This window comes from Kitasatospora sp. NPDC002551 (assembly GCF_040296005.1).
Taxonomy (GTDB): domain Bacteria; phylum Actinomycetota; class Actinomycetes; order Streptomycetales; family Streptomycetaceae; genus Kitasatospora.
Genome location: NZ_JBEOWI010000017.1, coordinates 20,061 through 31,557, shown reverse-complemented (window position 1 = coordinate 31,557; position 11,497 = coordinate 20,061). Strand labels below are relative to the sequence as shown.

The window sequence follows — 11,497 nt, the reverse complement described above, 5'->3', positions numbered from 1 at the left end:
TACAACAGGAGCATGATCCTGCACCTCGCCCCCCTGGACGACTGGCTGGCCGACCCGGGCCGGCCGTACGCGACCGCCTCGCTGCTCACCGACGGGTTCATCCACTGCTCGGCGGACGAGCAGACCGCGCTCGCGGTGGCCAACGCGTTCTTCGCCGACGCCCGTGAGCCGCTGATGGTGCTGCTGATCGAGGAGTCGCTGGTGGAACCGATGGTCAAGTGGGAGGCCCCGCACGGCGCACCGGCGCCCGGGGCCACCCCCGGTGTGCTGTACCCGCACATCTACGGGCGGCTGAACCGCACGGCGGTGGTCGGCCTGGAGAAGGTCGAGCGCGGCCCGGACGGCCGCTGGGTCTCGCTCTCCCCCTGGAGCTGACGCCCCGCGCCCGCGGCGGGACCGCAGGTGCGAGGGGACCACGGGGGCCCTACAGCCAGCCCCGCTCCCGGGCCGCCATGCCGGCCTGGAAGCGGGTGGTGGCGCCCAGCTCGCGCATCAGCGACTGGAGCCGGCGCTGGGTGGTCCGGGCGCTCCAGCCGAGCGAGCGGGCGATCGACTCGTCGGTGAGGCCGGCCGCCAGCAGTCCGAGCAGCTTGCGGTGGTCGGCCTCCGGCTCCAGCGCCCCGTCGCCCGCGCCGATCGCGGCCTGCAGCTGGACGGCGCGCTCCCACTCCGCCTCGAACAGCGTGTCCAGCGCCTGGAGCAGCGCCGAGGGGTGGATGACGTAGGCGGCGTCGAGGACGCTGTCGCCGACGCTGATCGGGATGATCGCCATCCGGTCGTCCGACATGACCATCTTCATCGGGAGCACCGGCCGGACCCTGGCCTCCTCGCCGTCGGCGACCCCGGCCAGGATGTTCTTCTCCAGCCGGCCCGGCCAGGCCACCGCCTCCCGGTCGTAGATGGTCCGGAACCGCACGCCCTCCTTCAGCCGCTGGCGCTGCAGCGGGATGTTGGCCACCGGGTCCTGGATGTAGGGCGGGCAGTCGAAGCCGCGGATCTGGTACTGGCTGGTCCCTGTGATGTGCTCCAGCCGCTGGGCGATCGCCTCGGCGCCGGTCAGCACCTCCACCGAGTGCGCCGGGTCGGTGTAGCGCGAGGCCTCCCGGAAGGCGTCCATCAGCCGGTGCATCTCGGCCCGGGCGTGGCGCAGTTCGGACTCCCGGTGGCCGATCAGGGTGCCGATGGCGACGTCCGGGGCGACCGGCAGGAAGCGCTGGCGGTCCACCGGGGCCCGGGTGGCCATGCCCTGCTGGGCGAGCCGGTCCAGGGCCCGCAGGCTCTGCTGGAGGGTCAGCTCGCAGAGCACGGCGAGGTCCTCGGCCGTCGACTGCGGGTTGGCCACCAGCGCCGCGTAGACCCGGCCGTCCGCTCCGGCCAGTCCCAGTGCGCTGAGTGGTGCATCGGACACGGCGTCGCTCCCCGTTTCGCCCCTCGCCCCGCGCCGGGTGGCGCAGTCCCGCCACCCGGCGGGTCGTGGTCAGGTGGCAATCCTCGGCCACGGATGATCGGGCTGACAAGGCGATCACCCCCGATGCGGCCCGCTTCACAGCAGGAGCCGCCGAACGACGGAGGGCCCCCCGCCGAACGACGGGGAGGCCCTGCGAGGGGTCGCTGTTACAGCCCGACCTCGCGCATCAGCTGGCCGACCTCGGGGTTGGTCAGCCGGCGCAGCCAGCCGGACTTCTGGTCGCCGAGCGCGATCGGACCGAAGTGGGTGCGCACCAGCTTCTCGACCGGGAAGCCCGCCTCCGCCAGCATCCGGCGGACGATGTGCTTGCGGCCCTCGTGCAGGGTCACCTCGACCAGGTAGTTCTTTCCGACGTTCGAGACGACCTTGAAGCTGTCGGCGCGGGCGTAGCCGTCCTCCAGCTCGATGCCCTTGGCCAGCTGCTTGCCCAGGTCGCGCGGGATCGGGCCCTGGATGGCGGCCAGGTAGGTCTTGGTCACGCCGTACCGGGGGTGGGTGAGGCGGTGCGCCAGCTCACCGTGGTTGGTGAGCAGGATGATGCCCTCGGTCTCGGTGTCCAGGCGGCCGACGTGGAACAGCCGGGTCTCGCGGTTGGTCACGTAGTCGCCGAGGCACTGGCGGCCGTCCGGGTCCTCCATGGTGGAGACCACGCCGGCCGGCTTGTTCAGCGCGAAGAACAGGTAGGACTGGGTGGCGACGGTCAGGCCGTCCACCTTGATCTCGTCGTTCTGCGGGTCGACCCGCTTGCCCTGCTCGGTGACCCGCTTGCCGTTGACCTCGACCCGGCCCTGGTCGATCAGCTCCTCGCAGGCGCGCCGGCTGCCGACGCCGGCCCGGGCCAGCACCTTCTGCAGGCGCTCGCCCTCGGGCTCGCCGAAGGTCTTCGGGAGCTTCACGGCCGGCTTGTCGTGCCGGGCCAGCACCGCGTCCTCGATCCGGGCCTGCAGCTCGCGCGAGCGCTGCGGCTGGCGGCGCGGGTCGCCCGGGGCGCCCTGGCCCTCGCGGCGCGGCCGCGGGGCCGGGCCGGGCCGGCGCCCGGCGAAGCCGCCGCGGGCCGGGGTGGCGTTGGGGCCGCCGCCGTACTCGGGGCGGTCGTACTTGCGCTCCTCGGGCCGCAGCGGGCGGTCCGGGTAGCGGCGGTCGTCCCGCCGGTCGTCCCGGCGGCCCTCGCGACGGTCGTCCCGGCCGTACGAGCCGGAGCCGGAGCCGCCGCGCGAGCCCGCGCCGCCCCGCCCGCCGCCGGACCCGCCGCCGTACGAACCCCCGCGCGCGCCGGAGCCGCCGCGGCCCCCCGAGCCGCCCCCGTAGGAGCCGCCCCGGCCGCCCCCGCCCTGTCCGCCGCGACCGCTGCCGCCGCCGCTGCTGTTCCTGCCGTTGCCACTGCTACGCATCAAAGTGTCCGTACGTCGTTACCGTCTGGGCTGTGCGGTCGTTTCGGCCGACCTCACCGCCCCCTACCGATCGGGCGCAGCCCGACCGGCCTCGCCACTGCCGTCCGCGGCCTGCACGGCAGCGGCGGCGACCGCCTCCGCGATCATCGTGCCCTCCAGGGACTCCGCTTCCACGTCGTCGACCTCGGGCAGGAAGGGAGCGAGCTCCGGCAGCTCGTCCAGGCCGCGGAGCCCCATCCGTTCCAGGAAGTAGTTCGTCGTCCGATACAGGATCGCACCTGTTTCGGGCTCGGATCCGGCCTCTTCCACCAGTCCTCGCTGTACCAGGGTACGCATCACGCCGTCACAGTTCACACCGCGGACGGCCGAGACCCGCGATCTGGACACCGGTTGCCGGTAGGCGATGACCGCCAGGGTCTCCAGCGCCGCCTGGGTCAGCCGGGCCTGCCGGCCGTCCAGAACGAAGCGGTCGACGGCCGGCGCGCAGGCGTCGCGGCTGTAGAACCGCCAGCCTCCGGCGACCAGCCGCAGGTCGAAGCCCCGTCCGTGGGCGGTGTACTCGGCGGACAGCTCGCGCAGCGCCACCGCGACCTCGGCGCGCGGGCGCTCCAGCACCGAGGCCAGGTGGGCCTCGCCCACCGGCTCGTCGACGACCATCAGGATCGCCTCCAGCTCGGCCCGCAGCCCGGGGCCGGCCGCGTCGGCCGGCGGGCCGGCGAACGCGGCCGGCCACGGCTCCGGCCGCGGCTCCGGCTCCGGCAGCTCCGGCAGCTCCGCCGGCGGGGCCTCCGCCGGCACGCCCGGCGCCGGCTCCAGCCACTCCCCGGCGCGCGGCCGCCCGGGCAGCCCCAGCACCCGCCGGGCCGGCCGCCCGCCGCCCGCGCCGCCGTTCCCGGCCGTCATCGCCCGTCCTCCTCGCCCTTCGCCGCCCGCGCCGCGGCCTCGCCCGCCGGCCGGTCGAACTCGTCCGTCACCTCGACCGCGCCCCGGTCCGCCTCCGCCACCCAGCGCACCACGAGCTCGCCGAGCGCGTCCGGCTGCTCGAAGGCGAGCACCCGCTCCCGGTACAGCTCCAGCAGCGCCAGGAACCGGGCGACCACCACCATGGTGTCCGGCGCGTCGGCGACCAGCCGCTGGAAGGTCGCCTCGCCCAGCTCGGACAGCAGCCCGACCACCAGGCCCGCCTGGTCGCGCACGCTCACCGGCGGGGTGTGGATGTGGTCGACGTAGACGGCCGGCTTCGGCCTCGGGACCATCGCCCGGGCGGCGAGCTGCGCGAAGCGCTCGGTACCGATGCCGATCACGACCTCGGGCAGCAGGGCGGCGTGCCGCGGCTCCAGGCCGACGTCCCGCGGCTGCCGCAGCAGCTCGGCGGCCCAGCGCTCGCCGAACAGCGCCGCCGCCCGTTTGTACGCCCGGTACTGCAGCAGCCGGGCGAAGAGCAGGTCGCGCGCCTCCAGCAGGGCGAGGTCCTCCTCGTCCTCGACCTCGGCGGCGGGCAGCAGCCGGGCCGCCTTGAGGTCGAGCAGGGTGGCGGCGACGACCAGGAACTCGGTCGCCGCGTCGAGGTCCCAGTCCGGCCCCATGGCGCGGATGTGGGCCATGAACTCGTCGGTGACGGTCGCCAGCGCGATCTCGGTGACGTCCATCCGGTGCTTGGCGATCAGGCTCAGCAGCAGGTCGAACGGGCCCTCGAAGTTGTCCAGCCGGACCAGGAAGCCGCCCTGCGGCCCGTCCTGCGGCGCACCCGGCCCGGCCGCTCCGGCGGCGGCCTGGGCGACAACGGGACTCTCAGGGGTGCTCGGCATGACGGTCCATCTTCGCCCGCCCGCACCGCGTGCCGCGCACCGGGGCCCGCCGACACGCCGGACCGCCCGGCCCGACGGCCGCACCGCACCGAACCGCCCCGGACCCCCCGCGGCCCCGAGGCGCGTGCTCAGCGCCCGCGCAGCCGCCGCACCAGGATGCTCGCCTCGCCGCGCTGCTCCAGGTCGGCCAGCACCACCGCGATGGCCTCCCGGACGATCCGGCCGCGGTCCACCGCCAGGCCGTGCTCGCCGCGGAGCACCAGCCGGGTGTGTTCGAGGTCCATCAGCTCCTCGGCGGACACGTACACGGTGATCTTCTCGTCGTGCCGCTCGCGCCCGCTCGGACGGCGCGGCGCACGGCCGCGCGGACGGGGCCGCCCCGCGGCGCCCGTCTGGTCCTCGGCCGCACCGGCGTGCTGACGCGGCGCCGGGGCCGCGGCGCGGCCCGGCGCGGCCTTGGCGGCCGCCGTCGTGCCGCTGCCCGGCCCGGTGGCGCCCTGGCCGCCCGGCTGCGCGGGGGCGGGCACGGTGGCCGCGCCCGGCGCGCCGATCCCGCGCCGCGGCGCCCGCCTGGTCCCCGCCTGGTCGTCGGCCGGCCCGGCGCCGCCCTCGGCGTGCTCCGGGCCCTCGCCGGCGGCGGAAGCACCGCTGCCGGGGGCGCCGTCGACGCCCTCGGCGCCGTCCGCGTCACCGGCGCCGTTGAGCGCCCGCGCGGTCTCCGCTCTGGGCGCCTCGGAGGCCGAACGCGACGCGAGGGACGGCGACAGCGCCATCCCGCCGGTGGTCCGGAACAGCTCGTCGGCACCCGGGAGACTCACTCGGCGGGGCGGCACCGGTCGAGCACCTCCCTGGCGAGCTGGCGGTAGGCGGCGGCACCGACCGAATTGGTCGCGTACGTCGTGATCGGTTCGCCGGCGACGGTGGTCTCCGGGAAGCGCACGGTCCGCCCGATGACGGTGTGGAAGACGTGGTCGCCGAACGCCTCGACGACGCGTGCCAGCACCTCGCGGCTGTGCACGGTGCGCGAGTCGTACATGGTGGCGAGGATGCCGTCCAGCCGCAGCTCGGGGTTGAGCCGCTCGCAGACCTTCTCGATGGTCTCGGTGAGCAGCGCGACGCCGCGCAGCGCGAAGAACTCGCACTCCAGCGGGACGATGACGCTGTGAGCGGCCGTCAGCGCGTTGACCGTCAGCAGGCCCAGCGAGGGCTGGCAGTCGATGATGACGTAGTCGTAGTCGGGCAGCAGCGGCTTCAGGGCGCGCGCCAGCGCGGACTCCCGGGCCACCTCGCTGACCAGCTGCACCTCGGCGGCGGAGAGGTCGATGTTGGACGGCAGCAGGTCCATGCCCGGCACGGCCGTCTTCAGCAGCACCTCATCGGCCGTCAGCCCGCGCTCCATGAGCAGGTTGTAGACGGTGACGTCGAGTTCCATCGGGTTGACGCCGAGGCCGACGGAGAGGGCGCCCTGCGGGTCGAAGTCGACGAGCAGCACGCGGCGGCCGTACTCGGCGAGCGCCGCGCCCAGGTTGATGGTCGACGTGGTCTTGCCGACGCCGCCCTTCTGGTTGCACATCGCGATGATCTGCGCGGGGCCGTGCTCGGCCACCGGCGCGGGGATCGGGAAGTAGGGCTGCGGACGCCCGGTCGGGCCGATCCGCTCGCGACGCTGGCGGGCGGCGTCGGGGGCGAGCGTGGCCGCGTACTCCGGGTCCGGCTCGTACTCGGCGTCGGGGTCGTCGTAGGCGCCGTAGGCGAACTCGCCGTAGGCCAGGCCGTGGGCCGGCAGTTCGGCGTCGTAGTCGGTCACCGTGGTCACCTGTGCTGTGTTCTGGCGTGCTTCGAAAGTACGGAGAGCGACCGAGCCGACCTCGGCCGAGCCCACGGAGGGCTGCCTGGCCCCGGGCTCCTCACTCGGCTGGCCGGCGGTGTGCGCCGCCAGTCCTGGCTGACCACCCCCGGGAGCAAATGTCGACTCATTCACAAGTCGTCTTACCTCCTTGGGCATCCAGGACTCTATGTCGATTCGTCAGCGTGGCAGCATGCCGACGGTTTGCGACTCTAGGCCGTTCAAGGCGTTCGCAGCAACACAATCCACGGTAGTGGGCAGGATGTGTCGACTATCGGGCAACCCCCTGTCAAGGGGAGTGAGGGCCCGTGACTCCGGGGTTTCCGGGGTCGGGTGACACGACCGACGGAAATTGACGACAGAGCGACCCGCCCTCGCCATTCCCGATGTCACCACCGGATTCACCCCTCGTTCACACGGCTTCCGAAGAGATCCGGTGACCCCCTGTGCACGGGCACGGCGAAGCCCCCGGCCCGGAATGCACCGGGCCGGGGGCAACGCACGTCACACTCAGGCGAGGACGGACTCCAGGGAGACCGACTCCAGGCCGAAGGCCTCGGCGACGGCGGCGAAGGTGATCTGCCCCTCGTGCACGTTCAGACCCTTGGCCAGCGCGGCGTCGCGGCGCAGCGCCTCCTTCCACCCGCGGTTGGCCAGCTCGACGACGTACGGCAGCGTCGCGTTGGTCAGCGCGTAGGTGGAGGTGTTCGGGACGGCGCCCGGCATGTTGGCCACGCAGTAGAAGACCGAGTTGTGGACCTGGAAGGTCGGCTCGGCGTGCGTGGTCGCGTGCGAGTCCTCGAAGCAGCCGCCCTGGTCGATGGCGATGTCGACGAGCACGGAGCCCGGCTTCATGCGGGAGACCAGCTCGTTGGTGACGAGCTTCGGGGCCTTGGCGCCCGGGATCAGCACGGCGCCGATGACCAGGTCGGCCTCGACGACGGCCTTCTCCAGCTCGAAGGCGTTGGACATGATGGCCTTGATCTTCGTGCCGAAGATCTTGTCGGCCTCGCGCAGCTTGTTGATGTCGCGGTCCAGCAGGGTCACGTCGTAGCCCATGCCGATGGCGATGGTGGCCGCGTGCCAGCCGGAGACGCCACCGCCGATGACGACGGCCTTGGCCGGGTGGGTGCCGGGCACGCCGCCCGGCAGGGTGCCGCGGCCGCCGGCCGGACGCATCAGGTGGTACGAGCCGACCTGCGGGGCCAGCCGGCCCGCGACCTCGGACATCGGGGCGAGCAGCGGCAGGGCGCCGTTGGCGAGCTGCACGGTCTCGTACGCGATGGCGGTGGTGCCGGAGGCGAGCAGCGCGTCGGTGCCGGGCCGGTCGGCCGCCAGGTGGAGGTAGGTGAAGAGCGTCTGGCCCTTGCGCAGGCGGTGGTACTCCTCCGCGATGGGCTCCTTGACCTTCAGCACCAGGTCGGCGGTGGCCCACACCTCGTCGGCGGTGGGGAGGATGGTGGCACCGGCGGCCACGTACTCCTCGTTCGGGATCGAGGAGCCGGCGCCGGCGTTGTCCTCGATGTAGACCTCGTGTCCGTTGCGGACCAGCTCATGCACACCGGCAGGCGTGATGGCCACGCGGTACTCGTGGTTCTTGACCTCGCGGGGGATGCCGACCTTCACGGCTAAACACGTCCTCTTGCCATGGGGGTCCCTACCGGAGAAGACCGGCGGGCGACGCGCACGGGGGGAAGCCTCCGGACGACACCGGGGCACGATCGCTGCGCGACGAGTTCGAGTGTAATGAAGCCCAGGCGGCCTGTCAGCCTTCCAAAGTGAATAAATCTGCCGGAGACATTGGCAGGTTCGTAGGCTTCCCTCTCGATCTTCCTGACAAAGTCGCACCGACCGGGCATCTTCGACAATACTCCCCAACCGCCCGCTACCACCCGGCGGAAACGCGTTCCCGCAGGTCCGCGAGGGCGGTGCCGACGGCCTCCCGGCCGCGCTCGTCGCCCAGTCTGCGCAGCACCGCCAGCGACGCGCGGTACTCCCGCTCGGCCTCCTCGAACCGGCGCTGGGCGGTGTGCGCCTCGGCCACCCTGGCCAGCAGCCGGGCCTCGGCGGCCTGGTCCCCCATCGACTGCCGCAGGCCCAGCGCCCGGCCGTACCAGTCGGCCGCGCGCACCGCGTCGCCGAGGGCCCGGTGGCAGCCCGCCGCGCCCTCCAGCGCCCGGGCGCAGAGCGCCTCGTCGTCGGCGCCCCGGGCGTGCTCCAGGGCGGCCCGGTAGTGGCCGCGGGCCTGCTCCCAGCGGCCGTCGGCGGCCTGCAGGTCCCCCAGGTTGAGCAGCGCGGCGGAGGCCCGGCGCGGACGGCCGTGCCGCTCGGCCACCGTCAGCACCAGCTCGTGCAGCTGGTAGAGGTCGGCCGGGGCGGCGCCGCCGGTCAGCGGCAGCGCCCGCAGCAGGGCGGTGACCAGCCGGCCGGCCGAGCCGTCGAGGTCGCCCTGGCCGATGGCGTCGGCGACCGCGCCGAGCAACAGGTCGCGCTCGCCCAGCAGCCACTGCCGGGCGTGCGCGGCGGACGTCAGCCGCAGCGGACCGGGCAGCGGGTCGGGGCCGGGGCCGCCGGCGGGGTCCAGCAGCGCCCTGGCGGACTCGGTGAGCCGGACCAGCCGCTCCAGCAGCCGGGCCCGGGCCAGCTCGATCTCGGCGGGCCGGTCCTCCCGCTCGCGCAGCCGGACCAGCCGGGGGTGCAGCCGGCCCGGGACGCGGTAGCGGGCGGTGCCGTCGGCGGCCGGCGGCTCCTCCGTGAGCAGCTCCCGCTCGGCCAGCGCGGCCAGCGTCCCGGCGGCCTCCGGGGCCGGACAGCCGACCAGGGCGGAGGCGGTGCGCAGGTCGGCGCACTGCGCGGGGGCCAGGGTGAGCGCGCGCAGCATCCGCGCCTGGGCGGCGGGCAGGGCCGCGTAGGCGAGGGTGAAGGCGCCGATCAGCGGGTCGTTGTCCGGTACCGGAACGGGTTCGGCGGGTTCCGGCGCGGGCCGCACCCAGGACGCCGGGTCCCGGGCCGGCTCGGCCGGGGGCGTCGCGACGGGCTCGGGCCCGGCGGTCTTCGGCTCCTCCCCGGCCCCTCTTCTCCGCTTGCCCGGCGCGGCCTTCCCGGGCTTCGCCGTCCCGGCCGCCTTCGCCGTCGTCCCGGGCCTGTCGGCCTTCCCCGTCCTCCCCGACTTCTCCGTCTTCTCGGTCTTCTCGGTCTTCTCGGTCTTCTCGGCCTTCTCGGTCTTCTCCGGCTTCTCGGGCTTCGCCTCCGCCGCGGGCCCGGCGCCCGGCGCGAAGGCCTCGGCGACGGCCCGCACCAGTTCCTCGGCCGCCTCCGTCACCGCCAGCTTCGGGTTGCCGCGCAACCGCCCCGCCATCAGGCGCAGCGCGGCCGGCTGGGAGCCGCAGGCCTCCGCCAGATCGGCCCCGCCGACCGGGTCGCAGCTGATCCGCGTCCCGCCGACCAGGTCACCGAGCAGGTCGGCCGCCGCCGGGCGGTCGAGCCCGCCGAGGATGACCGGGTCGATGTCCTCGATCCCGGTGAGCGGTCCGGCCGTGGTGGCGAGCACCAGGCAGCCCGGCTCGTCCGCGAGCAGCGGCCACAGCTGTCCGGCGTCCCGGACGTCGTCCAGCAGCAGTAGGACGCGCCGCCCGGCCAGGGCCGCGCGCAGCGCGACGCACGCCGGGTCGTCCCGGCCGTCCTCGACGGCGCCGGGCAGCGGGACGCCGGCGGTGTCCGCGCCGAGCTGCTCCAGCAGCCGGCGGGCGGCCCGCGCGGGCGGCACCCGGCCGCCGTCGGGCGCGGAGAGCCGGGCGAAGAGCACGCCGTCGGGGTACTGCTCGGCGACGGTGACGGCGAACCGCACGGCCAGCGCGGTACGGCCGGAGCCGGGGCGGCCGGCCAGCACCAGAACGGGGCTGCGGCCCTCCGCCGGCCGCGCGGCGGCGGCCCGCAGCGCGGCCAGCTCGGAGCGCCGGCCGACGAACAGGGCGGGGCCGGCGGGCAGCCGGTCCAGCCCGGGAACGCGCCCGGCGGGCGCGGCGGTCCCGGCCTCCATCGTCACCGTCTTCCTCGCCACCCGTGCCACTCCCGACCTCGTCAGCACTCACCGGGGGCGGCCGGCAGCGGACGCCCCGTCTGCGAAGCGTAGTTCGACCGTCCGCCCCGGCCGAGGTGACATCCGGTCGTACCAATCGGCAAATCACCCCGCCGGCCGAGCCCCGTGGGAGTCGCGCCCCTCGGAACAGGGCCGGGAACAGGGCCGGGCTAGAAGGGGCGGGCCGGCCACGGGGAGCCGGCGGGGCGCAGCGCGTCCAGGCCACCCGGGCCGTGCAGGGCCGCGTAGAGCGCCAGGGTGCCCGTGATCAGGGTGGGGTTGTGCAGCTTCCCGGCGTGGATCAGCCGGACCAGCTCCTCCACCGGCACCCGGGCGGCCTCCAGCTCCAGTTCCTCCCCGTGCGCCTCGTACCGCTCCTCCTGCGCCTCGGCGAGGTCGGTGGCGAGGAAGAGCCGCAGCGCCTCGTCCGTCCCCCCGGGCGAGGTGTAGAAGTCGACCAGCACCCGCCAGCTGCCCGCCTTGCAGTGCGCCTCCTCGTACAGCTCGCGCTGGGCGGCGTGCAGCGGGTTCTCGCCGGGCACGTCGAGCAGGCCGGCCGGCAGCTCCCAGAGGCGCTGGCGCACGGGGTGGCGGTACTGGCGCAGGATCAGCACCCGCTGCCGGTCGTCCAGGGCCAGGACGGAGACCGAGCCGGGGTGGGTCTGGTAGTCGCGGCGGGCCCAGCTGCCGTCGGGCATCCGGACCTCCTCGCTGCGCACGCCGGTGACCCGGCCCTGGAACGGTGTGCTGCTCCCCCGGATCTCCCATTCCTCGGCCATGTCGGCGACATCGGCAAAGCTGCGGTCGTCCATCACGCTCTCCCCTTTTCGTCAGTACGACACAATCTAACGCCGGACGGCGGCCCCGCAGGAATCGCGGGGCCGCCGTCCGGTGGAACGCGGGTCG

10 protein-coding genes are annotated in these 11,497 nt (G+C 74.7%); 1 reads left to right on the top strand and 9 read right to left on the bottom strand.

Annotated elements, in window-relative coordinates; genetic code table 11:
- Nucleotides 1-12 precede the first annotated feature (12 nt).
- The gene (locus ABT093_RS16990) at nt 13-375 is read left to right on the top strand and encodes a DUF952 domain-containing protein (protein ID WP_350564909.1); all 363 of its coding nucleotides are present in this window, start codon (nt 13-15) and stop codon (nt 373-375) included.
- A 49-nt stretch (nt 376-424) separates the two neighbouring features.
- Here the strand turns inward: ABT093_RS16990 and ABT093_RS16985 are convergent, their stop codons facing one another.
- The 9 genes from ABT093_RS16985 to ABT093_RS16945 form a co-directional block, all read right to left on the bottom strand.
- A complete protein-coding gene (locus ABT093_RS16985; protein WP_350564907.1) occupies nt 425-1,408 on the bottom strand; it encodes a helix-turn-helix domain-containing protein in 984 nt (327 codons plus the stop codon).
- Between the two features lie 206 nt (nt 1,409-1,614).
- Nucleotides 1,615-2,859, bottom strand: a complete 1,245-nt coding sequence (locus ABT093_RS16980) for a pseudouridine synthase (RefSeq protein WP_350564905.1) — start codon at nt 2,857-2,859, stop codon at nt 1,615-1,617.
- Nucleotides 2,860-2,922: 63 nt separating this feature from the next.
- Entirely contained in the window at nt 2,923-3,516 is a 594-nt protein-coding gene (gene scpB / locus ABT093_RS16975; RefSeq protein WP_502884243.1) for an SMC-Scp complex subunit ScpB, read from the bottom strand.
- Nucleotides 3,517-3,758: 242 nt separating this feature from the next.
- The gene (locus ABT093_RS16970; RefSeq protein WP_350804504.1) at nt 3,759-4,667 is read right to left on the bottom strand and encodes a segregation and condensation protein A; all 909 of its coding nucleotides are present in this window, start codon (nt 4,665-4,667) and stop codon (nt 3,759-3,761) included.
- 128 nt (nt 4,668-4,795) lie between these two features.
- The gene (locus tag ABT093_RS16965; RefSeq protein ID WP_350564901.1) at nt 4,796-5,485 is read right to left on the bottom strand and encodes a hypothetical protein; all 690 of its coding nucleotides are present in this window, start codon (nt 5,483-5,485) and stop codon (nt 4,796-4,798) included.
- Entirely contained in the window at nt 5,482-6,549 is a 1,068-nt protein-coding gene (locus ABT093_RS16960) for a ParA family protein (protein WP_376090262.1), read from the bottom strand. The genes ABT093_RS16965 and ABT093_RS16960 overlap by 4 nt, the downstream gene beginning before the upstream one ends.
- Nucleotides 6,550-7,023: 474 nt before the next feature.
- Nucleotides 7,024-8,139, bottom strand: coding sequence for an alanine dehydrogenase (gene ald, locus ABT093_RS16955; RefSeq protein ID WP_350564900.1), 1,116 nt, complete (start codon nt 8,137-8,139; stop codon nt 7,024-7,026).
- Nucleotides 8,140-8,398: 259 nt separating this feature from the next.
- Nucleotides 8,399-10,573, bottom strand: a complete 2,175-nt coding sequence (locus ABT093_RS16950) for a tetratricopeptide repeat protein (protein ID WP_350564898.1) — start codon at nt 10,571-10,573, stop codon at nt 8,399-8,401.
- Between the two features lie 188 nt (nt 10,574-10,761).
- Nucleotides 10,762-11,403 (bottom strand): NUDIX domain-containing protein, encoded by a 642-nt coding sequence (locus tag ABT093_RS16945; protein ID WP_350564896.1) that lies wholly within the window; start codon nt 11,401-11,403, stop codon nt 10,762-10,764.
- Nucleotides 11,404-11,497: the final 94 nt, after the last annotated feature.